Below are 21,576 nucleotides of genomic sequence, written 5' to 3'. Positions count from 1 at the left end.
GAGCCAAATGGCTAAGAAGGAAAGAGATCAGGAAATCACGCTCAAAACGCCAGACGAAATTGCCAAAATGCGGGTGGCGGGCAAATTAGCGGCTGACGTATTGGACATGATTGGCGAGTACGTTAAACCCGGTGTCACCACCGACGAGCTGGATCGCATTTGCCACGATTACATTGTGAATGTGCAACAGGCCATCCCCGCGCCGCTGAATTACGGTGAACCGCCGTTCCCGAAGTCCATTTGCACCTCGGTTAACCACGTTATTTGTCACGGCATTCCCAGCGATAAAAAGCTCAAGGAAGGCGATGCGATTAATATCGACATTACCGTGATTAAAGATGGCTACCACGGTGATACCAGCAAAATGTTTCACGTGGGTAAACCCAGTATTGCGGCGAAACGCTTGAGCGATATAACCCAGCAGTGCATGTACCTTGGCATTCTGGAAGTGCGCCCCGGTGCGACTTTTGGCGCGATTGGTAAAGTCATCCAAAAGCACGCGCACAATAATCGCTTTAGTGTAGTGGAAGAATTTTGCGGTCATGGCATTGGCAGTCGTTTCCACGAAGCACCGCAAATCCTGCATTATTACAGCAAAGACAGCGATAAATTGATCATGCAGGTGGGGATGATTTTTACGATTGAACCGATGATCAATCAAGGCAAACGCGACTTAAAAATCATGCCGGATAAATGGACAGCCGTTACCAAAGATCACAAATTATCCGCACAATGGGAACACACTGTGTTGGTAACACAAGACGGTTTTGAGATTTTAACCTTACGTGCTGAAGAAGCTGAATGGCGTTCGACATTATGATACAAATCAATCCCCTGCTGAGTATTGTTAATCAATTACTGCAACGTGAAACACTGAAAATTGCGGATTATGCACAAGCGATTCGCGACGCACGCCAGATGCTCAATGAGGCGTTTCAAGCAGGGGAAAATGTTCTGCTGTTATTGCAACAACACGCGGATTTTATTGACGCGGTGTTGCAGCATTTGTGGAATGCCAGCCGTATTTCTTCGCAACGCGCCACGCTGGTTGCCGTCGGCGGATACGGGCGACGTGAATTACACCCGGCTTCCGACGTTGATTTAATGGTGCTATTGACCGAAAACCCACAGGCAGAATGCAATGAACGCCTGTCTGCATTCATTACTTTATTGTGGGATATTGGGCTGGATGTCGGGCATAGCGTGCGCACTTTAGACGAGTGTTTGGAAGCCGCCAGCAATGATTTAACCATTATTACCAATCTGATTGAATCGCGTTATTTAACTGGCAATGAAAACCTGTATCGTGCGTTACAAGATGCGATTTCCCCCGAACAAATGTGGGACAGCCGCGCGTTTTTCATGGCAAAACTCGAAGAACAACAAAAACGCCATCTGCGTTTTGGCGATAGCTCGCACCGGGTAGAGCCAAACCTCAAGGAAGGGCGCGGTGGTTTGCGTGATATTCAGACGATTAGCTGGGTAACATTGCGCGAATACGGCACGTTTTCTTTGCAGGAACTTTACGCAAAACGTTTGCTGGAATACGACGAATTCGAGACTTTGCGTGCCGGTCGTGAATTCTTGTGGAGCATTCGTTTCGTGTTGCACGGGTTAGCCAAACGTAAAGAAGACCGTTTGTTATTTGATTATCAGCGCACGTTGGCACACCGCTTTGGTTACACCGACGACACTAATAATGCGGCGGTTGAAGCATTTATGCAGCGGTATTACCGCACTATTACCGATCTGGAACGTTTAAGTGAAATGCTCATGGGGATTTTCCGCGAGAAAATTCTGACACTAACACCGCCCGCGCCGGAGATGTTAGGTGAGTGGTATCAAAAACGTGGCACGCTGATTTCGGTCAATTCACCGGATGTGTTCGTCATTTACCCGACAGCTTTGCTGGAAATTTTCCTGTTATTACAAATGACTCCGGGGGTCACAGGCTTAATACCGGATACGATTCGGTTAATCCGGCATAATTTACACCGTATTGATGCGGGGTTTCGCCAGCAAATCCGCCATCGGCAATTGTTCATTCAGATGTTACGCCAACCTAAAGGCATTACCTTTGTAATGCGCTTAATGAATCGCTACGGGTTACTCGCCGCTTATATTCCGGCGTTTTCCAATATTGTGGGGCGGATGCAATACGATTTGTTCCATATGTATACCGTGGATGAGCACACCTTATTTGTGTTGCGCAATTTACGGCGTTATAGCACCCCGCAGGGAGCGCAGGAATTACCGCTGTGCTCTGAAGTTTTCCGCACCTTACGTAACCCTGAGTTATTGTATTTAGCCGGTTTATTCCATGACATTGCCAAAGGGCGCAACGGCGATCACTCGGAACTCGGCGCGGTGGATGCATTTAACTTCTGTCGTGAACACGGGCTGGATTTACACGACGCTTCCTTGGTTAGTTGGCTGGTTCGTAACCATTTACTGATGAGTATGACCGCGCAACGCAAAGATATTAGCGACCCGGCGGTAGTGCATGAATTCGCGGAACACGTGACTTCACAAAGCCGTTTGGATGGTTTGTTTTTATTAACCGTAGCGGATATTCGTGGGACTAATCATCAGTTATGGAATGGCTGGAAACAATCGCTGTTACACGAGTTGTACCATTCCACCCGCAATTTATTGCGCAACCGCAGCTCGATTTCGCGCGAAAGTGCCTTACTGATTGAAGAAAAACGTCAGGCCGCACTGGAACAATTGGTAGCCGAAGGTTTTCAAGATAAATCCTGTTATCAATTATGGGCGCAATTCGGCGGCGATTACCATTTACAGCATTCCGTGGAATCAGTGATTTGGCACACCCGCCATATCCTGCGGCAGAGTAAGGAAAACCCCACACTGATTCAAATACGCCGCACGATTTCCGGCAGCAGTAACGTTATTTTTATTTACACTCACGATCAGGATGATCTGTTTACGCGCGTGGTGTCGTCAATGGAACAACTTAATCTGACGATTGTGCAGGCGCGCTTGGTTTCCACCACGGATGGACACGATTTATACACCTTGCACATTTTGGGTTCTGATAATCAACTGATTGATGCGAGTGAACAGCAATACATTCTTGATACGTTGCACAATAACTTAGAACACACCAAAGCGTTACGCCATACCCACCGTAAACCACGCATTTTGCGTAACTTTACCGTACCGACGCGGATTGTGTTTAGCCAGCAAAAAGATAAATGCTTAACCTTGTTGGAAATTAATGCGCGGGATATGCCGGGGTTGTTATCGCGCCTAGGCGAAGCAATGGATGGCTTGGGCATTCGGGTGCATAACGCACGGATCAATACCTTGGGCGAACAAGCGCAGGATATTTTTTATGTCACGACCCGTAATAACGAGATGATTACGGATGAATCGCAGCAAGCGAAGATTCGCGAGGTGCTGGAGAAAGCGTTGCAGGTAGATTGAAGGGATTTCCCCCATCCCCACCCCTTCCACCCGCAAGGGGTGAAGGGAGCAGGAAGGGGAAAATATCGCGAGCTGATTACTCGCCGCTTGCGTCTTTCATGCTTAAACGCATCCGACCTTGGCGGTCGATTTCAATGACTTTAACTTGCACGGTATCGCCAACGTTTACGAAGTCAGTGACATTTTCCACGCGCTCATTGCTGATCTGGGAAATGTGTAACAAACCGTCTTTACCCGGCAAAATAGTAACGAACGCGCCGAAGTCCATAATGCGTGCAACTTTACCGTTGTAAACCTTATTGAGTTCCACTTCAGCAGTAATCGCTTCGATCATGCTACGTGCTTCATACGCCGCTTTCGCGTCAACTGCCGCAATTTTGATGAAACCTTCATCGTCGATATTGACTTGTGCGCCGGTTTTTTCAGTAATACCACGGATCGTTTCGCCGCCTTTACCAATCACTTCACGGATTTTGTCCGGGTTGATTTTCATGGTGACGTAACGCGGTGCGTATTCGGAAATGTCGTCGCGTGGTGCTTCCAGACCTTTCGCCATTTCACCCAAAATGTACAAACGCCCGGCTTGTGCCTGAGTCAACGCTTGCTGCATGATTTCTTTGGTGATGCCGGTGATCTTGATGTCCATTTGCAGCGCGGTAATGCCTTCAGCAGAACCAGCCACTTTGAAATCCATATCGCCGAGGTGGTCTTCATCACCCAAAATGTCGGTCAATACCGCGAAACGCTCGCCTTCTTTAATCAAGCCCATTGCGATACCCGCAACTGGTGCTTTAATCGGCACGCCCGCATCCATCAAAGACAGGGAACTACCACATACGCTCGCCATTGAGCTGGAACCGTTAGATTCAGTGATTTCTGAAACGCAACGAATGGTGTAAGGGAAGTCATCCGTGTGTGGAATCATCGCTTTCACGCCGCGTTTAGCCAAACGCCCATGACCGATTTCACGACGCTTTGGTGAACCGAAACGCCCTACTTCGCCCACGCAATACGGCGGGAAGTTATAGTTAAACAGGAAGTTATCTTTGTATTCGCCGGTAATTGCGTCAATCACCTGTGCGTCACGCTCAGTACCCAAAGTGGTAACGACTAACGCCTGTGTTTCACCACGGGTAAACAAAGCAGAACCGTGAGCGCGTGGCAATACGCCTAAACGCACGCTGATCGGACGCACGGTTTGCAGGTCACGTCCGTCAATACGCGGTTTGCCATCTAAAATGCTGCCACGTACTACGGTTTTTTCCGCATTCTTGAATTCAGATTTGATGTCATCAGCACTGAAACCTTCCGCACCGTCTTTTGCAGCCAGCTTCTCAACCATACCAGTCAAGATTTCATCAATACGCGCGTAACGCATTTGCTTGTCAGCCACTTGGAACGCTTCAACCAAATCAGCTTGGCAAGCACCTGCAACTGCATCAGCCAAAGCTGTGTTTGCGGTTGGTGGAGTCCAATCCCATGCTGGATTGCCGACTTCAGCCGCTAATTCTTTAATCGCCTGAATCGCTACTTGCATCTGTTCGTGACCGAACATTACCGCGCCCAGCATCACTTCTTCGCTAAGTTCATCCGCTTCGGATTCAACCATCAATACCGCGCTGTCAGTACCCGCGATAACCAGATCCAATGCCGATGTTTTCAGATCTTCTTTGGAAGGGTTCAGCAAATATTCGCCATTGCGATAGCCCACACGTGCCGCGCCGATAGGCCCTTGGAAAGGCATACCAGACAATGCCATGACCGCAGAAGCACCCAGCATTGCTGGAATATCTGCCGTCACTAACGGGTTCATGGAAACCACGGTAGCAATCAATTGCACTTCATTGGTAAAACCTGCCGGGAACAGCGGGCGCAACGGGCGGTCAATCAGACGTGCAACCAAGGTTTCTTCTTCGGTAGCACGCGCTTCACGTTTAAAGAAACCACCGGGAATACGACCCGCTGCATAGAATTTTTCTTGGTAATCAACTGTCATTGGGAAAAAATCACGCCCAGCAACCGCTGCTTTTTGACCAACTACAGTCACCAACACGCTGGTGTCGTCCATAGTGATCATTACCGCTGCGGTAGCTTGTTTAGCGATTTCGCCAGTTTCGATAGTGACGGTGTTATTACCGTATTGGAATGTCTTGGTAAATTTAGCCATGACCTTATTATTCCTTTGATTAGTTTTTACAGTGAGCGTATCACGGGCAGGCTGTTGAAAAAGATTTTGGCGGGACTTCCTCAAACGCCTTTTCAACAACCTTCCTGCGTGATGTGTGATAGTAGAGAGAAAAATTGCACATAACAAAACACCGCACTAAGGCGGTGTTTTGTGTTGCTTGCGTCAGATTAACGACGCAGGCCAAGGCTGCTGATCAAAGCTTGATAACGCCCCAGATCTTTGCGCTTGAGGTAATCCAACAGCTTGCGGCGTTGGTTTACCATAGCCAACATACCGCGACGGGAATGGTGGTCATGCTTGTGGGTTGCAAAATGGTCCGTCAGATGCTTGATTCGCGCTGTCAGCAGCGCAACTTGCACTTCCGGGGACCCGGTATCTGTGTCTGATTGGCGGTATTGTTCAACAACACTCGCCTTTACTTCTGCACTCAGAGACATATTCGCCTAGGCTCCAGATTAAAGGTTGCTAAAAAGGCGCAGATTATAGCGTGTTGCGGCAACCTCGTACAGCATTAAAAATTACAGATCACGCCTCACGATTCCTCAGTGTCTATTTTCTGCAAAGCCAGTGCATTAATGCAGTAACGCAAACCACTCGGCTGTGGCCCATCGGGAAATACATGCCCCAAATGCGCATCACAACCGTTACATAAGGTTTCAACCCGCACCATGCCGTGTGAATGATCAGCATGGTATGCCACTGCATTTTCCTGCACCGGTTGGGTGAAAGAAGGCCAGCCAGTGCCCGAATCAAACTTTTCACGCGCATCAAACAATAATGTGCCGCAACACACGCAAGCGTATAAACCCGGCTCAATGCGGCTGCACATTGCCGAGCTGAACGGGCGTTCTGTGCCTTTTAAACGGGTCACTTGGTATTGTTCCGGGGTCAACTGCGCCTGCCATTCTATGGCAGTTTTGCTGACACGCTGCGACGCTGCCGGGTTATTGCCATTGGCAAAATGCAACACATCTTTCCAATTCAACATGTTACATTGCACCTTCGTTCAATAAATCCAGTAAATCCTGCAATGCCAGTGTACGCTGTTTCACCACATCAGCACGTTTGTTCACCATCACCGGAATCCACATTGAGCCATCCATTTGTGCGTGAATCGCATTGATCAACTCGAATTCCTTATCACGCTGCGCAATCCACGCACGTTGTGCTTGTTTGAGGGCTTCTTTACCAGCGGGCTTGAGTTCACCTTGCAAGGCTTTATAAACGCGATTCAGCTCCGCATCCCATTCGGTTTCAGCGCGGGTAAAGCACTCCACCATGCCAGCAGTGCTGAGATTGGTTTCCAAACAACGCTCCATACTCAAATCAATGACATGAGGCTTGACCGCATTTTCCGCTTCTCTGGCATTAGCATTGATCGCCAGCAATGACAATACGGCAACAAATAACCATCGGCGCATAAACTTTCTCCTGAAAGGGTTCGTGAAACTCATTTAATTCTAGTCTATGCTACTCGCTGTTTCAGTGATGTAAACTGAAAGAAATTCCCTAACAGAAATACAAGGAGCTAATCCATGAACTTATTCCAAAAAACTCTAGCTATCATCTTCGCTGCCGCCAGTATCGCAACCGTTTCCAGCGTTATGGCAGACGAACAAAAAACCCCAGAAGAAGCAGCGATTGACTACCGCAAAGCCTCTTTCGGCATGATCAAACACCACTTTGGCCCAATGGGCGCGATGGTCAAGGGCGACAAAGAATTCAACGCTGAAGAATTTGCGAAAAATGCTGAAGCAGTTGCTACGTTGAGCAAATTCCCAATGAACGGTTTCATTGCCGGTAGCGACATGGGCGAAACCGAAGCCAAAGATAACATCTGGTCAAACATGGACGATTTCAAAAAGAAAATGGAAACCTTCCAGATTGAAGCAGCGTCGTTAGCTGAAATCGCAAAAGGCGGTGATATGGCAGCGATCAAGCCACAATTTGGCAAAGTGGGCGAGTCTTGCAAGGCTTGTCATAAGGAATATAAGGAAGATTAAACCATCGTTTCAAACCTCCCCGAATCCGGGGAGGTTCACACCACCATTAACCAATCCGTACTGAATCCGGTGCTTTGGGGAAATGCGGCAAACTGGTTTCAGCAACAAGCCCTGCTTGCGCTGCGGCTTTCAGCTCATCTGCTTTTCTGTCGACTACCCAGTCAGTAATACCCGCCCCAATCCACATGCTAAACAAGGCAACCCACGCGGTAATGACTAAAATCGCGCCACCGGTAACACCAGCACCTACCGCACAACCACCCGCAAGCATCCCGCCAAACCCCATCAAAGCCGCGCCGATAAAAAAGCGGGCAAAGCCACTGTCGGAGGTGAATTGTTGCCATTTGAATTCATGCGTCACCAAAGCCGCCAGCAATGAGCCTAAAAATACGCCGGGTACTAAACCCACATCAAAGCTCAGTGGCAATGTCGGTTGATTGATCAAACCCATCAAGGTATCGGCTGAAGAACCCGTGAAGCTCACGCTTTTAACCGCCACAATGTCAAAGGAATTAGCGGCTTGTAGACTAGTTAACAACCATCCCAAAGCCACGGACAAGCCGGTAATAACCGCCGCGACACCCCACCATTTACTCAGTTGGTGACGCTTGGCAAACCACAAACCTAGTAAAAATAAAGCGACACCGATGATCAAACCACCGTAAGGAGGCAACCAACTGGCGAAACTGCGGGATTGACCATCAACCAGCCACCATGAGGAAAGCTCTTCGCGCAACGGTGACAACCCGCCACGCAATGACGCTTGCGCCACAATTGTTACCACCAGCCCCGCTACCATCGTGCGCATATTGCCGGTTGCCGACAACACCAACAAACGACTGGCGCAACCACCGGCTAACACCATGCCCGCACCGAATAACAACCCGCCAATAATTGCCCCCGACATCGAGCCGGTATTGTTCAATTGGCGAATTTGCCCGGTATCAATCGCGCCGGTTCCAATGAAATATTGGGTGGCAATCATGGCAGCACTGAACGCCAGTAACCAGATGGCAAACTTTTTGCCGGTTTGACCGCGCCAGAATTCCACACAGGCCGCCCGTAAGCAAAAACGACTTTGCTGGGCAAAGATACCGAAGGTAAGACCCACCACTAAGCCGATGATGGCGGATATTTCTTCAGTCGCGAAGTGCTCTAATAAGGTTTCGTAATTCATGCTCTGCTCCCCTTTCCGATGAGGAGGAGGCATCGGAAAGTCATTCAATAAACGATGGGGAGCATTCTATATGCGTATATTAACGAATGCTAATGATCTGTATCAAAATAATTGCAGTTTATCAAAAACCGAACTCAAGCGGCCAGCCATGTAATCCCGCTAAACACTGCTGCATACACCGCCACAAACACCAATACGCCCAACCATACAGGCTTAAACCTTAGCCCAACTGGCGGCGGCGATTGTTCCACAGGCCAATCTGCCTTACCACTCACCATTGCTTTGATCAAATTGGTGCGCTTATGGAAACGGTAAAACAGCACGGCGGCAATGTGCGCCGCAGCCAGTAGCAAAATACCATTGAAGGTTAAGTGATGAATAGAGGTCAAAACTTCAGCCGTATCCGCCGTTACCAACCCGATTAACGGCCCTTCGGTCATAATATCATCGGTAGCAAACAACCCGGTACTCGCCTGCATCAGCACTGCCAGCACCAAAGCCACCACCATCCACGCTCCCAACGGGTTATGCCCCGCATGAAACGCTGTTGCCTTAGTGCGCAACTCACTGAAATGTGTCAAGGCGTGACGCGGCGATTTCAAAAACTGCGCAAACCGCGCCGTATCGCTACCGATAACACCCCAAACCACCCGAAACACCACCAAAGCCAGCAGGAAAATCCCGCTACGTTCGTGCCACACCATCCAGTTACCGCCGATTTCCGCGCAAAACCACGAGAAACCAATGCCGAGAACCAATGCCCAGTGAAACAACCGTGTGGGTAAATCCCACAGCCTGACGGGAATCGTTTGCATTATTTCAAACCTAAAACATCCTGCATGTCGAACAAACCGGTGTTTTTGTCCTGCAACCATGCAGCAGCACGCACCGCACCTTTGGCAAACGTCATGCGGCTGGATGCTTTATGGGTAATTTCCACGCGCTCACCAATATCCGCAAACATCACGGTATGATCACCGACCACATCGCCCGCCCGCACCGTGGCAAAACCAATGGTTTGACGCTCACGTTCGCCAGTAACACCTTCACGCCCGTAGACCGCGCACTCTTTCAAATCACGTCCTAACGCATTCGCCACCACTTCGCCCATGCGTAATGCAGTGCCGGAAGGTGCATCAACTTTGTGGCGATGGTGCGCTTCCACGATCTCAATATCGACGCTATCGCCTAGCACCCGCGCTGCCATATCCAACAGTTTCAGGCACAAATTCACCCCGACACTCATGTTAGGCGCGAATACCACACCGATTTGCTGGGCGGCTTTAGCAATCGCTGCCTTACCCGCGTCGTCAAAACCGGTCGTGCCAATGACCATTTTCTTGCCTTTTGCCACACACCAGTTGAGGTGCAGCAAGCACGGTTCCGGGCGGGTGAAATCAATCAGCACGTCGAAATCGTTAGCGGCTTCGTCTAGGGTCGGGGCGATAATGACACCATTTTTACCGATGCCTGCAACTTCGCCCGCATCCGCTCCAATCAAGGAACTGGCAGGATGCTCAGTGGCAACGCTCAGTGTTAACCCTTCGACTTGCGCACACGCCTCAATCAAGGCTTTACCCATGCGCCCCGCCGCGCCTACCACCGCTACTCTGGTCATTTTTTGTCACCTTCAAACAGGTCTTTAAAGAAACTTTTGGCTTTATCTGTCCAGCCGTGTTCTTTCGGGCTGTGTTTCTTGCCGCCTTCGTGCATGGAGGTATCCAGCTCTTCCAGCAACTCGCGCTGACGCTTGGTCAAATTCACCGGGGTTTCGACGATAACCCGGCAAATCAAATCACCAGCGGTTGCGCTACGCACCGATTTTACACCCTTGCCACGCAAACGGAACTGCTTACCGGTCTGGGTTTCTGCCGGGATTTTGAGATTGATTTTGCCTTCCAACGTCGGCACTTCCAATTCGCCACCCAATGCTGCGGTGGTAAAGCGAATCGGCATTTCGCAATGCAAAGTGTCGCCGTCACGCTGGAATAAAGGGTGCGCTTTGACAAAAACTTGCACGTACAAATCACCGGCTGGCCCGCCATTCACGCCGCCTTCGCCTTCACCGGCTAAACGCACGCGGTCGCCATTGTCCACTCCGGCTGGAATGCGCACTGACAAGGTTTTCTGCTTTTCCTTACGGCCTTGACCATGACAGTCAGGGCAAGGATCAGCAATGATTTTCCCGGAACCGTGACAATGTGGGCAGGTTTGCTGAATCGCGAAAAAGCCTTGCTGCATCCGCACTTGTCCGTTGCCATGACAGGTGGGGCAGGTTTGTGGGTGCGTACCCGGTTTTGCACCGGAACCGTTACAGGTTTCACAGCTTTGTAAGGACGGTACACGGATGTCGGTGGTAGTACCGAATACCGCTTCTTCCAGCGTCAACTCAAGGTTGTATTGCAGGTCGCTGCCACGGTACGCACGATTACCACCGCCGCCGCCGCCACCGCGTCCACCACGACCGCCGCCGCCACCAAAGATGTCGCCGAAAATATCTTCAAAAATATCGCCAAAACCACCTTGTCCGTTACCCGGTCTGCCGCCGCCAGCCGATGCATCCACCCCGGCATGACCAAACTGGTCATAAGCTGCACGCTTTTGAGAGTCGCTGAGGATTTCATACGCTTCTTTGGCTTCTTTAAATTTAGCTTCAGCCTCGGCGTTATCGGGGTTGCGGTCAGGATGGTATTTCATCGCCAAGCGACGAAACGCCTTTTTCAGGTCGTCTTCGCTGACGTTTTTCTGAACCCCAAGGATTTCGTAATAATCCCGTTTGGACATAGATCGATTCCTGTAATGTAGGAAAACCCCTCACTTTAATATCCCCCCATCCTAACCTTCCCCCGCAAGGGGGGAAGGAACAAGAGGGAGTGAGGGGTCAATATTGTCTTACTTTTTCTCTTCAAACTCGGCATCAACGATGTCGTCGCCCGGTTTGCCGCCTTGCGTACCACAAGAACCATCGCCGCAACCGTCAGGGCCACAGCCACCTGCTTGACCTGCCATTGCTTGCATCAGCTTGCCGGATGCATCCAACAACGCTTCAGTTTTGCGTTCAATGACTTCTTTGTTGTCGCCTTTGACTGCTTCTTTGAGTTCGCCAATCAGGGATTCGATATTAGCACGATCCGCACTTTCGACTTTCTCGCCGTATTCTTTCAGCGATTTTTCAGTGCCGTGAATCATATTGTCCGCTTGATTACGTGCGTCAACCAATTCGCGCTGCTTTTTGTCTTCTTCAGCGTGCGCTTCGGCATCTTTGACCATTTGTTCAACTTCTGCATCAGATAAGCCGGAAGAAGCTTTGATCACGATGTTTTGTTGCTTACCGGTCGACTTGTCTTTCGCGGTAACGTTCAAAATACCGTTCGCGTCGATGTCAAAGGTGACTTCGATTTGCGGCATACCGCGTTGTGCTGGCGGAATGTCTTGCAAGTCAAAACGCCCCAGAGACTTGTTGTCACGCGCCATTTCGCGCTCACCTTGGATAACGTGTACGGTAACAGCCGTTTGGTTATCTTCTGCGGTCGAGAACACTTGCGATGCCTTGGTCGGAATCGTGGTGTTTTTGGTAATCAGTTTGGTAGAAACGCCGCCCATGGTTTCAATGCCCAATGACAACGGGGTAACGTCCAACAACAGGATGTCAGTCACGCCGCCGCTCATTACGCCACCTTGAATCGCCGCACCAACTGCAACCGCTTCATCAGGGTTCACGTCTTTACGTGGCTCTTTGCCGAAGAAGTTTTTCACCGCTTCCTGGACTTTTGGCATACGGGTTTGACCGCCAACCAAGATTACATCATTGATTTGCGAAGCAGACAAACCTGCGTCTTTCAATGCAACTTTGCACGGCTCAATGGTGCGGCTGATCAAATCATCAACCAATGATTCCAACTTGGCGCGGGTCACTTTGATATTCAAGTGTTTCGGGCCGGTCGCATCCGCAGTAATGTACGGTAAGTTAACGTCAGATTGTTGGCTGGTAGACAGCTCAATCTTAGCTTTTTCCGCACCATCTTTCAGACGTTGCATTGCCAATGGATCGCCTTTGAGGTCGATACCGCTGGTTTTACGGAATTCGTCTGCCAGATAATCAATCAAGCGCATATCGAAGTCTTCACCACCGAGGAAGGTGTCACCGTTGGTGGAAAGCACTTCAAACTGCATTTCGCCGTCAACGTCAGCGATTTCGATAATGGATACGTCGAATGTACCACCACCTAAGTCATACACCGCGATTTTGCTGTCGCCCTTGGCTTTGTCCATACCGTAAGCCAGTGCGGCTGCGGTTGGTTCATTGATGATACGCTTGACTTCCAGACCAGCGATTTTACCAGCGTCTTTGGTGGCTTGACGTTGTGAATCGTTGAAGTATGCCGGAACGGTAATGACTGCTTCAGTCACTGGTTCACCGAGGAAATCTTCAGCGGTTTTCTTCATCTTCATCAACACACGCGCAGAAATCTCTGGCGGAGCCATTTTACGACCACGCACGTCTACCCATGCGTCGCCATTGTCAGCTTTGACAATTTTGTACGGAACCAGTTTGATGTCTTTTTGAACCGCATCTTCTTGAAAGCGGCGACCGATCAAACGCTTAATCGCATACAGAGTGTTTTCAGGGTTAGTGACCGCTTGGCGTTTCGCGGTTTGACCAACCAGCACTTCATCTTCAGTGAAGGCAATAATGGATGGGGTGGTACGATCACCTTCAGCATTTTCAATAACACGCGGCTTGTCACCGTCCATGATGGCAACGCAAGAGTTAGTTGTACCGAGGTCGATACCGATAATTTTTCCCATGATGTCTATCTCCAGAATACTTTTGTTAACTTAAACAATTGGCTTGTTTATGTGGGGTTATCCAGCCCTTTTCAAGAGCGGTTGTCACAGAATATTTATTTTTTACAGACCATGACCATTGCCGGACGCACCACCCGACCGCTCATCACGTAGCCTTTTTGCATGACAAGGGAAACGGTGTTGTTGTCAAAATCCGGGTGCGGTTGCATCGACATGGCTTGGTGATGTTCGGGATTGAAAGCATCACCGGGTTCGCCCACGGCGGTAATATTGAATTTTTCCATCACAGTCTCGAACTGCTTGAGGGTTAATTGCATCCCCTCACGGATTTGTGCCAGATCACCCTGCGCCTGCAAACCCATTTCAATGCTGTCAATGACGGGAATTAACGCTTCAACAAAACGTTGCACCGCGTATTTGTGCGCGTCTTCCACTTGCTTATCAGCGCGACGGCGTTGGTTGGCAAGCTCTGCCTGAGCGCGTAAGAATTGTTCGTAATTGTCAGCCGCTTCAGCTTTGGCTGCTTCAAGTTCAGCTTGTAACTGCGCTAACTCACTGGGTACTTCGCTGGGCGCGGCATCGTTTGCAGGGGCAGATGCTTCGGGTAATTCTTGGGCATTATTGTCTTTTGGGTCAGTCATTGTGCTACTCCACGGCGATTAAGATCATATCGTCGTGAAGAGTGGGGGTTTAGATCAGGATTTCAAGGCAAACAGGTCAACGTCCACTGAATAAAATCACGCCCCATTGACGCGGTTGGTGTACAGCATCCGCATTCTGGGCAATCCAGCCAATTTTTTTATCACGTGCACCGCCGTCATCGTCATCATTAATATGGACATCAACCGCGACGCGCTGCTTCACTTGCGGGGTGACACCAAACACCTGCCAAGGAATCCACGCCTCCAGCACATAACCATCCGCCGTGGCACGCATATCGGTGTTAATACTGGCAAGCAAGGCATCGCTAATCGGCGCAGACCCTGCCCCCAATAACGGTTGCTCGAAGCCGCAGCCGAATATCAGCCGGAAATCATTGCGCCCGTCCAGCGTTTCACCGCGACTATTATCCGCATCGAACAGTAACTCGATGGAATCATCATCACTCAAATCCACGGAATCTTGCACCCACTGTTCGTCATACACCCGCACGCTGAAATACAGGTAATCCTCGTCCCACTTACCTTGCCATTTACCGAAGGAATCGCGTTTTGCCCAATCTTTGGTTTCCAGCAATACATCCAAGGTGCGCGGGTTTTCCAGAAAAAAGAAACGATCCGGGTCAGTTGCCGGTCGCCATACAATCACCGGATCATCCGGGTTACGCGGCTTTTGCGGCGATGCAGGCTCCACACTGGCGGGCGTAGATGCTGCAAGCTGAGTAGCGGCATTTTTCGCCATGACATCCATCACTGCGGCGTATTTGTAAGCCTGTTCACGCGGCTGGCGAATATGCTCTTTTAACCCCCAGCAACCGTACCATTGGCAAGTGCGTGGTGCTGAAAACAACATCAATAATTTACCACCAGCCGCCTGCCAACCGTTGAGAAAATCGCGATACAACGCCCCCATGCGCGGGTCACGATTCGCCGCAAAAAATAACGGATTAGGGTGTTGAGCCGCGTCGCGCGTTACCCAATCGACCAAACCTTGCCCGCCCTCGTAACCCAATAAATCAAGCCCGTATTGTTGCGCCAAAGTCGCTTGTTTACCCACCATTTTCAGCACTTCCGGCAACGAACGGTAAGATTCCGGGTCAGTGGTTAATTGGAAAATCTCATCCACCGTGGTCGACTCGCGGAAGCCTTTAACGTTACCGCCAAAATACGGCGCAATCGCCACCGCATCCACAAAACGGTAAGTTTCATCGTAATTCAACAGTTTCTGGGTAATATCCGGGCGGGTATCCCACGCACCTAACACCCGCACAAAACGTTCGCGCCCCCCGAATACATCCTCCCACAATGCAAACAGTTCGCGGGAACGCTGAGCGTAATAGCGATAACCCGCCTCCACCGCGTGATTGCCGTAACCCAGTTCAATGCCTTTTTTCTGGGTATATTCGCTGTGGGAAAAGGTGGTGTTCCACGCTTCATTGGTGTATTCCAGATACACTTTCAAGTTTGGCTGCAAATGATCGCGGACATACGCCGCAAACGAACGCATATACTCATCGTCTGCCGCGTGCGGTAAATTAAACCAGGCATCCTTATTTAAGCGATTCGCCAGATCAACCATCACCTCGATGGGTACGCCGCGTGCGCCATAAGTTCCGCCCCAGTTGGCTTCCTCAAAACGCGGACGATCCTGCCAGTGCACCACCGGATTACGGGTAATTCCTGACATTCCCATAAAGCGGATCGTGCTGAAATCCTTCATAAAACGCAGGTAATCGGGGTTAAACACAATGCTTTGGTAATAGCGTTCAAACGGCAAATAATCCCCCGCTGGCGCACACGCTTGCGCCGTCATAACCCAGGTTAACGGATCACGCTGACAAATGCCGCCCGGTGGCAAAATACGAATATTGCGCAACGGATTAGCACTATCGGTTTGAGTAATCACCACACTCGCATCCAGCAAACCGTCCGCTCCGGCAACAAAACGGATAACTTCGCGCCCCGCCGCTTGCGACACCACTTTTACGTCATGTCCGTAGCGTAATTTACCCACGCCGTCATACAACACGCTGTAATCGCCTTCGGGCAAAATTTCAGGCGGTAATTTGCCCAAAAACTTCGTGCCAGCCTCGCCACCACGCAAATCCGTTGGCCAACCGTTGCTATCGTATTGCACATTATCTGAGCGCAGCCCCAGCACATTTTCAGCAAACGGGCTGGCAACGCGGAATAAGTCGATGAAAGGAATACTCGCATCTTCGTAGTGAATTTCGTTGGCGTTAATCCCCAGCGAACCCGCTTGGGTAATGCCGGGTAAGGTAACATGTTCTGCGGGCACATTACTCACCGGCAAGGTCGGAGTGTCGCCAAAATAACGGTAGGCAAACAAACCAAGCTGCACTAAAAACAGCAGCAACACGCACAATAATAGGAAGGTAAGGGTTTTTCGTAGCATCCGCACAGTGTAGGTGAGTCGCTGGCATTTACCAGCACTTTTCCACCAACGGCGGGATTCTGCCTCTATTCTGCGCCCATTTGCACCGCCGCGCCGCAGCCTCTACCATTGGTGTTTTCCACACCACAGTGCCGCACAACTATGCCAAACATTGACCTCAAAGCCGTTGAAGACAAATTGGTTGCTGCCCGTACCCGACTGATTTTAGACAAACCGTTTCTGGGCGCGTTGGTGCTGCGTTTACCGTTGCAAATCGCGAATCCGGCTTGGTGTCCAACCACGGGTACGGATGCCCGCAAGTTTTATTACAACCCCGAATACGTGCAGGAATTACGCACCGACGAAGCCCAATTTGTATTAGCCCACGAAGCCTTGCACTGCGCTTTATCGCATTTTGCGCGTCGTCAACACCGGGTAAAACACCGCTGGGATTTAGCCTGCGATTACGCCATTAACCCGATCTTGCTGGCAGATGGCTTAAAACCGCCCCCCGGCATGATTATGATGAAAGAATACGTCGGCATGAATGCGGAAGAAATTTACCCGCTACTCGACGATAACGACATGACCGAAACGCTGGATCAACACCTTTACGACAAGGAAAACGACCCGGCGGAAGGTGGGCGCGACACCAGCGACAACCCACTGGATAACCGCGATAAACAGGAAGAACCACCGCCGCCCAAAGACAGTAAATCTGAAAATACCCCACAACAAGGCGAAGGCTCAAAAGGCTCAGGGCAACAACCGGAATTCGACGAACAGTCACAAGGCGGCGCACCACCACCCCCGCCCTTAAGCCAACAAGAAGCCGAAGAATTAAGCGTACAATGGCAGCAACGCCTTGCCGGAGCCGCCCAACAAGCACAGCAAGCGGGCAAACTCAGCGGCATCATGAAACGACTGGTGGAAGAATTACTGCAACCGCGTTTGCCTTGGCGCACCTTACTCGCGCATTACATGACGGCGGTAGCGCGTGACGATTACAGCTACACCCGTCCTTCCTCGCGACGTGGTGATCCGGCGATTTTCCCCACTTTAAAAAGCCATCAAATTAATGCGGTCGTGGCTTTGGATGTGAGCGGTTCCGTCAATGACAAGGAATTGCAGGATTGCCTGTCGGAAATCAACGCCATCAAGGGGCAAGTTCGCGCTGCGGTCACGTTATTGGCGTGCGATTCCGAGATTGTGGAAGGATTTCCGCGCCGCTTTGAACCGTGGGAAGAAGCCACTTTGCCACAAGCGATGCCAGGCGGTGGTTCAACCGATTTTCGCCCGGTATTCACTTGGACACAGCAACAAGATCAATCGCCAGACTTGTTGGTGTATTTCACCGACGCACAAGGCTTTTTTCCTGCTACGCCACCCAACTTTCCGGTGATATGGTTGGTCAAAGGTAAATCATCAGTGCCGTGGGGAACGCGGGTGCAGTTGAATTGAACGAACCGGAACAACTTATGTCCCATCCACAATTGCCGCTATAATCCGCAAACGCGCTAACACCGCTGATTCGCCGTTCAACTGAGAAATAAGAATGCATCACAATAAAACCGATCTACTGGCACTCGCAAAAGCCGTTATTGAAACCGAAATCGAAACTCTGAAAGCTCTGCCAGCGCGTTTGGATGATTCCTTTGTGCAAGCCTGCGAAGCCATTTTAGCCTGCCAAGGGCGCGTTATTGTCACGGGCATGGGCAAATCCGGGCATATCGGCAATAAAATGGCGGCAACCTTCGCCAGCACCGGCACACCTGCGTTTTTCCTGCACCCCGGCGAAGCCAGCCACGGTGATTTGGGGATGATTGTGAATGGCGACGTGATTATCGCGTTATCAAACTCCGGCACCAGCGATGAAATTCTTTCGATCCTGCCGGTAATTCGGCGTTTGAATGTCAAAATCATTGCGATGACGGGCAACCCACAATCACCGTTAGCAGAAATGGCGGATTTTCACCTGTACACGGGTGCGGAAAAAGAAGCCTGCCCATTGGGGCTTGCGCCAACCTCCAGCACCACGGCGACATTGGTGATGGGCGATGCGTTAGCGATTGCGTTACTCGAAGCTCGCGGCTTTACGGCAGAAGATTTTGCGCGCTCCCATCCCGGCGGACGCTTGGGTAAACGCTTGCTGGTACACGTGCGTGACATTATGCACAGCGGCGATGAAATCCCCCAAGTCTCGCCTGAAATCAGTTTGCAGCAAGCCATTTTGGAAATGACCCGCAAAAAGCTCGGCATCACCAGCATAGTCGCCACCGACGGGCAGTTGCTGGGTATTTTTACTGACGGGGATTTGCGCCGCTCGTTTGAAAAAGGCATTAGTTCGTTGGAACAACCGATCAGTGCGCTGATGACTACCCGTTTTCAGACCATTACCGGCAACCGTTTGGCGGTAGACGCGCTCAATCAGATGGAAGCGCACGCAATTACCGTGCTGCCAGTCGTGCAGGATGGGCGCATTACCGGTATTATCCACATGCATGATCTTTTACGCGCAGGAATCGCCTGATGTACGCCATGACACAACACACCTTCCCCGAAACATTGCTGGCACGCGCCCGCGACATCCGCTTGGTGATTTTTGACATTGACGGGGTATTGACCGATGGCAGTCTGTTTTTTGACAACAACGGGCAAGAATACAAAGCGTTTAATTCCAAAGACGGGCATGGCATCCGCATGTTGCTGGAGGGCGGGATTGAAATCGCGCTGATTACCGGACGGCAATCGGAACTGGTATTACACCGCGCTGATAACCTGAAGATTCCGCGTGACCGTATTTGGCAGGGCTACCGTGATAAACGCCCCGCTTTTGACGATTTGCTAGCAAAAACCGGGTTAAGTGCAGCTAATATTGCTTACGTGGGCGATGATGTGGTGGATTTACCTGTCATGGCGCAAGTGGGCTTGGCCATTGCGGTGGGTGATGCGCATTATTACGTGAAACAACACGCGCATTGGGTGGCGCAAACCGCTGGCGGGCGCGGTGCGGCACGCGAAATCTGCGAAATGCTGTTACACGTCCAAGGTAAACTGCAAGCCAAACTGGAAAGCTACCTCACATGAAAGCGTGGGTTATTTTGATTGCTGCCTTGTGCTTAATCTTGGTAATTACCCAGATGGAAGATTACTTTGGGCAACAATACAGCGGCGGCTTGGCCTCAGAAAAAGATCACGTAGACTATTACTTTGTAAACTTTGCCCTGATGGAAACCCAAGCCGATGGCACGATCAGCCAACAAGTATCCGGGCAGCACCTGACGCATTGGAAATTACAACAACAAAGCACCATTATTGCCCCAGTGATTAGTGATGGCGTTGACCCGCAGCAGCGCGTGCATATGCTCGCGGATACCGCGCACATGAACCAACAAACGCAACAAGCCAAATTGCTGGGCAATGTCCATAGCTATCAGGCAACACACGCGGGCAAAGGTGGCTTTGACCTTTACACCGACCACTTGGATTACGATTTGAAAAACCGGGTGGCTTCGACTGACGCTAAAGTTGACATCACCACCCCCTCCGGCACAATCCAAGCCGTGGGAATGAACGCCAAACTCGACGAAGATTTATTGAGATTTAATGCCAATGTCCATTCAACCTACCCTGTTAAATAAAGGGCTGTTATGCCTGTTGCTGGCTTATGCGGCTCCCGTGTTCGCCGTACAAGGTGACGTGGAACAACCCCTCTCGATTGAAGCAGATACTGCCGTTTTCGACCGCAATAAAGGTACGGCAACTTACGATGGCAATGTCATCGTCAAGCAAGGCACGCTGGAAATTCTCGCCGCCCACGTGGACATCCTCGCGCCCGAAAACGAAATTCAGCAAGTGATTGCTACCGGCTCCCCGGTGAATTTCAAGCAAGAAATGGACAATAAAAAACTCGCCAAAGGCAAATCCACCAAGATGGAATACTTTGTCAGTGACAAGCGTTTGGTGTTAACCGGCGAGTCGGAATTGGAACAAGATCAGGATAAATTAACCGGCAATAGCATTGTGTACCTGATTGATAGCGGGGAAATCGTAGCCGACGGCAAAGGCGGCAAATCCGGGCGTATTACTGCCACCTTCTTCCCTAGTAAAGCTGCCGAATGAACACCTTAAGCGCAAACAATCTGCAAAAGCGTTACAAACAACGCCAGATTCTCAAAGGGGTTGACCTTTACATCAACAATGCCGAAGTCGTAGGTTTACTCGGCCCTAACGGCGCGGGCAAAACCACCTGCTTCTATATGATCGTAGGCTTGGTAGGCGCGGATGAAGGGCAAGTCTTGCTCAATGGCAAAGACATTACCGACGCACCGATGCACCAACGCGCCCGCGAAGGTATTGGGTATTTAGCCCAAGAAGCCAGCATTTTCCGCAAATTGACCGTGCAGGAAAATCTGATGGCGGTGCTGGAAATGCGTAAGGATCTAAACCGTCAGCAACGTCTGGCAAAAGCTGACAGCTTGTTGGAAGAGTTCCAGTTAACTCATTTACGTAACAGTTTAGGCATTAGCTTGTCTGGTGGGGAACGTCGGCGGGCGGAAATTGCCCGTGCGCTTGCCACTGAACCGGCGTTTATTTTACTGGATGAACCTTTCGCGGGGGTTGACCCTATTTCTGTGCTGGAAATCCAGAAAATCATCCGGCATCTGGTGGCGCGTGATATTGGGGTACTGATTACCGACCATAATGTGCGCGAAACTTTAGGGATTTGTCACCGCGCTTACATCCTCAGCGAAGGCAAAATTCTGGTAGCGGGCACACCGGCTGAAATTCTGCGTGATGAACAAGCGCGGCGGGTGTATTTGGGCGAAAACTTCACCTTGTGAGTCAGCCCACATTCACCTGTATTAACGCATCTTTGCACACCACAACGATTAGGG

General features: G+C 50.5%; 20 protein-coding genes. 9 read left to right on the top strand and 11 right to left on the bottom strand.

What is annotated here, in order from left to right; all coding sequences use genetic code 11:
* Window positions 1-7 precede the first annotated feature (7 nt).
* Both map and glnD read left to right on the top strand, forming a co-directional pair.
* On the top strand, window positions 8-820 hold the full coding sequence (gene map / locus J9260_RS04920) for a type I methionyl aminopeptidase (RefSeq protein WP_210219930.1): 813 nt from the start codon (window positions 8-10) through the stop codon (window positions 818-820).
* Window positions 817-3,447, top strand: coding sequence for a [protein-PII] uridylyltransferase (gene glnD, locus J9260_RS04915; RefSeq protein WP_210219929.1), 2,631 nt, complete (start codon window positions 817-819; stop codon window positions 3,445-3,447). The genes map and glnD overlap by 4 nt, the downstream gene beginning before the upstream one ends.
* 76 nt (window positions 3,448-3,523) lie before the next feature.
* Here glnD and pnp read toward each other — a convergent pair whose 3' ends face one another.
* The 4 genes from pnp to J9260_RS04895 all read right to left on the bottom strand — a co-directional run bounded on the left by pnp (window position 3,524) and on the right by J9260_RS04895 (window position 7,056).
* Window positions 3,524-5,614 carry a polyribonucleotide nucleotidyltransferase gene (gene pnp, locus J9260_RS04910; RefSeq protein ID WP_210219928.1) on the bottom strand — a complete coding sequence of 697 codons (2,091 nt, stop codon included), beginning with the start codon at window positions 5,612-5,614 and terminating at the stop codon, window positions 3,524-3,526.
* A 188-nt stretch (window positions 5,615-5,802) separates the two neighbouring features.
* The gene (rpsO, locus tag J9260_RS04905; protein WP_210219927.1) at window positions 5,803-6,072 is read right to left on the bottom strand and encodes a 30S ribosomal protein S15; all 270 of its coding nucleotides are present in this window, start codon (window positions 6,070-6,072) and stop codon (window positions 5,803-5,805) included.
* 95 nt (window positions 6,073-6,167) lie between these two features.
* Window positions 6,168-6,623 (bottom strand): peptide-methionine (R)-S-oxide reductase MsrB, encoded by a 456-nt coding sequence (gene msrB / locus J9260_RS04900; RefSeq protein ID WP_210219926.1) that lies wholly within the window; start codon window positions 6,621-6,623, stop codon window positions 6,168-6,170.
* Between the two features lies 1 nt (window position 6,624).
* On the bottom strand, window positions 6,625-7,056 hold the full coding sequence (locus J9260_RS04895) for a lysozyme inhibitor LprI family protein (RefSeq protein ID WP_210219925.1): 432 nt from the start codon (window positions 7,054-7,056) through the stop codon (window positions 6,625-6,627).
* 114 nt (window positions 7,057-7,170) lie between these two features.
* On the opposite strand from J9260_RS04895, the gene J9260_RS04890 reads away from it, so the two are divergent.
* A complete protein-coding gene (locus J9260_RS04890; protein WP_210219924.1) occupies window positions 7,171-7,638 on the top strand; it encodes a c-type cytochrome in 468 nt (155 codons plus the stop codon).
* A gap of 46 nt (window positions 7,639-7,684) precedes the next feature.
* On the opposite strand, the gene J9260_RS04885 is transcribed toward J9260_RS04890, so the two are convergent.
* The 7 genes from J9260_RS04885 to J9260_RS04855 form a co-directional block, all read right to left on the bottom strand.
* Complete coding sequence (locus J9260_RS04885) at window positions 7,685-8,815, bottom strand: YeeE/YedE family protein (protein WP_210219923.1); 1,131 nt, start codon at window positions 8,813-8,815, stop codon at window positions 7,685-7,687.
* Window positions 8,816-8,949: 134 nt separating this feature from the next.
* On the bottom strand, window positions 8,950-9,630 hold the full coding sequence (locus tag J9260_RS04880; RefSeq protein ID WP_210219922.1) for a cytochrome b/b6 domain-containing protein: 681 nt from the start codon (window positions 9,628-9,630) through the stop codon (window positions 8,950-8,952).
* A complete protein-coding gene (gene dapB, locus J9260_RS04875; protein ID WP_210219921.1) occupies window positions 9,630-10,433 on the bottom strand; it encodes a 4-hydroxy-tetrahydrodipicolinate reductase in 804 nt (267 codons plus the stop codon). Before dapB ends, J9260_RS04880 begins: the two co-directional genes overlap by 1 nt.
* Complete coding sequence (gene dnaJ / locus J9260_RS04870; protein WP_210219920.1) at window positions 10,430-11,599, bottom strand: molecular chaperone DnaJ; 1,170 nt, start codon at window positions 11,597-11,599, stop codon at window positions 10,430-10,432. Before dnaJ ends, dapB begins: the two co-directional genes overlap by 4 nt.
* 108 nt (window positions 11,600-11,707) lie before the next feature.
* On the bottom strand, window positions 11,708-13,624 hold the full coding sequence (gene dnaK, locus J9260_RS04865) for a molecular chaperone DnaK (RefSeq protein ID WP_210219919.1): 1,917 nt from the start codon (window positions 13,622-13,624) through the stop codon (window positions 11,708-11,710).
* 95 nt (window positions 13,625-13,719) lie between these two features.
* On the bottom strand, window positions 13,720-14,265 hold the full coding sequence (gene grpE / locus J9260_RS04860; RefSeq protein ID WP_210219918.1) for a nucleotide exchange factor GrpE: 546 nt from the start codon (window positions 14,263-14,265) through the stop codon (window positions 13,720-13,722).
* Window positions 14,266-14,341: 76 nt separating this feature from the next.
* Complete coding sequence (locus J9260_RS04855; RefSeq protein ID WP_210219917.1) at window positions 14,342-16,699, bottom strand: sugar-binding protein; 2,358 nt, start codon at window positions 16,697-16,699, stop codon at window positions 14,342-14,344.
* 141 nt (window positions 16,700-16,840) lie between these two features.
* On the opposite strand from J9260_RS04855, the gene J9260_RS04850 reads away from it, so the two are divergent.
* The 6 genes from J9260_RS04850 (at window position 16,841) to lptB (ending at window position 21,522) form a co-directional block, all read left to right on the top strand.
* Window positions 16,841-18,139 (top strand): vWA domain-containing protein, encoded by a 1,299-nt coding sequence (locus tag J9260_RS04850; protein ID WP_210219916.1) that lies wholly within the window; start codon window positions 16,841-16,843, stop codon window positions 18,137-18,139.
* A 94-nt stretch (window positions 18,140-18,233) separates the two neighbouring features.
* Window positions 18,234-19,208, top strand: a complete 975-nt coding sequence (locus J9260_RS04845) for a KpsF/GutQ family sugar-phosphate isomerase (protein ID WP_210219915.1) — start codon at window positions 18,234-18,236, stop codon at window positions 19,206-19,208.
* Window positions 19,208-19,765 (top strand): 3-deoxy-manno-octulosonate-8-phosphatase KdsC, encoded by a 558-nt coding sequence (gene kdsC / locus J9260_RS04840; RefSeq protein WP_246499636.1) that lies wholly within the window; start codon window positions 19,208-19,210, stop codon window positions 19,763-19,765. The genes J9260_RS04845 and kdsC overlap by 1 nt, the downstream gene beginning before the upstream one ends.
* Window positions 19,762-20,319, top strand: coding sequence for an LPS export ABC transporter periplasmic protein LptC (gene lptC, locus J9260_RS04835; RefSeq protein WP_210219914.1), 558 nt, complete (start codon window positions 19,762-19,764; stop codon window positions 20,317-20,319). Before kdsC ends, lptC begins: the two co-directional genes overlap by 4 nt.
* Window positions 20,285-20,800, top strand: coding sequence for a lipopolysaccharide transport periplasmic protein LptA (gene lptA, locus J9260_RS04830; protein WP_246499634.1), 516 nt, complete (start codon window positions 20,285-20,287; stop codon window positions 20,798-20,800). Before lptC ends, lptA begins: the two co-directional genes overlap by 35 nt.
* Window positions 20,797-21,522, top strand: a complete 726-nt coding sequence (gene lptB / locus J9260_RS04825; RefSeq protein WP_210219913.1) for an LPS export ABC transporter ATP-binding protein — start codon at window positions 20,797-20,799, stop codon at window positions 21,520-21,522. The genes lptA and lptB overlap by 4 nt, the downstream gene beginning before the upstream one ends.
* Window positions 21,523-21,576: the final 54 nt, after the last annotated feature.

Origin of the sequence: Thiothrix unzii (assembly GCF_017901175.1) — a bacterium.
GTDB classification, from domain to species: domain Bacteria; phylum Pseudomonadota; class Gammaproteobacteria; order Thiotrichales; family Thiotrichaceae; genus Thiothrix; species Thiothrix unzii.
This window is presented reverse-complemented; position numbering and strand designations above follow the sequence as displayed.

Bases quoted from the DNA above. Each gene is read 5' to 3' on its own strand.
- map (WP_210219930.1), top strand. From the start codon at position 8: ATGGCTAAGAAGGAAAGAGATCAGGAAATCACGCTCAAAACGCCAGAC.
- dnaJ (WP_210219920.1), bottom strand. From the start codon at position 11,599: ATGTCCAAACGGGATTATTACGAAATCCTTGGGGTTCAGAAAAACGTC.
- msrB (WP_210219926.1), bottom strand. From the start codon at position 6,623: ATGTTGAATTGGAAAGATGTGTTGCATTTTGCCAATGGCAATAACCCG.
- J9260_RS04850 (WP_210219916.1), top strand. From the start codon at position 16,841: ATGCCAAACATTGACCTCAAAGCCGTTGAAGACAAATTGGTTGCTGCC.
- lptB (WP_210219913.1), top strand. From the start codon at position 20,797: ATGAACACCTTAAGCGCAAACAATCTGCAAAAGCGTTACAAACAACGC.
- J9260_RS04880 (WP_210219922.1), bottom strand. From the start codon at position 9,630: ATGCAAACGATTCCCGTCAGGCTGTGGGATTTACCCACACGGTTGTTT.
- J9260_RS04890 (WP_210219924.1), top strand. From the start codon at position 7,171: ATGAACTTATTCCAAAAAACTCTAGCTATCATCTTCGCTGCCGCCAGT.
- grpE (WP_210219918.1), bottom strand. From the start codon at position 14,265: ATGACTGACCCAAAAGACAATAATGCCCAAGAATTACCCGAAGCATCT.
- lptC (WP_210219914.1), top strand. From the start codon at position 19,762: ATGAAAGCGTGGGTTATTTTGATTGCTGCCTTGTGCTTAATCTTGGTA.
- lptA (WP_246499634.1), top strand. From the start codon at position 20,285: ATGCCAATGTCCATTCAACCTACCCTGTTAAATAAAGGGCTGTTATGC.
- kdsC (WP_246499636.1), top strand. From the start codon at position 19,208: ATGTACGCCATGACACAACACACCTTCCCCGAAACATTGCTGGCACGC.
- J9260_RS04895 (WP_210219925.1), bottom strand. From the start codon at position 7,056: ATGCGCCGATGGTTATTTGTTGCCGTATTGTCATTGCTGGCGATCAAT.
- J9260_RS04855 (WP_210219917.1), bottom strand. From the start codon at position 16,699: ATGCTACGAAAAACCCTTACCTTCCTATTATTGTGCGTGTTGCTGCTG.
- dapB (WP_210219921.1), bottom strand. From the start codon at position 10,433: ATGACCAGAGTAGCGGTGGTAGGCGCGGCGGGGCGCATGGGTAAAGCC.
- J9260_RS04885 (WP_210219923.1), bottom strand. From the start codon at position 8,815: ATGAATTACGAAACCTTATTAGAGCACTTCGCGACTGAAGAAATATCC.
- rpsO (WP_210219927.1), bottom strand. From the start codon at position 6,072: ATGTCTCTGAGTGCAGAAGTAAAGGCGAGTGTTGTTGAACAATACCGC.
- glnD (WP_210219929.1), top strand. From the start codon at position 817: ATGATACAAATCAATCCCCTGCTGAGTATTGTTAATCAATTACTGCAA.
- J9260_RS04845 (WP_210219915.1), top strand. From the start codon at position 18,234: ATGCATCACAATAAAACCGATCTACTGGCACTCGCAAAAGCCGTTATT.
- pnp (WP_210219928.1), bottom strand. From the start codon at position 5,614: ATGGCTAAATTTACCAAGACATTCCAATACGGTAATAACACCGTCACT.
- dnaK (WP_210219919.1), bottom strand. From the start codon at position 13,624: ATGGGAAAAATTATCGGTATCGACCTCGGTACAACTAACTCTTGCGTT.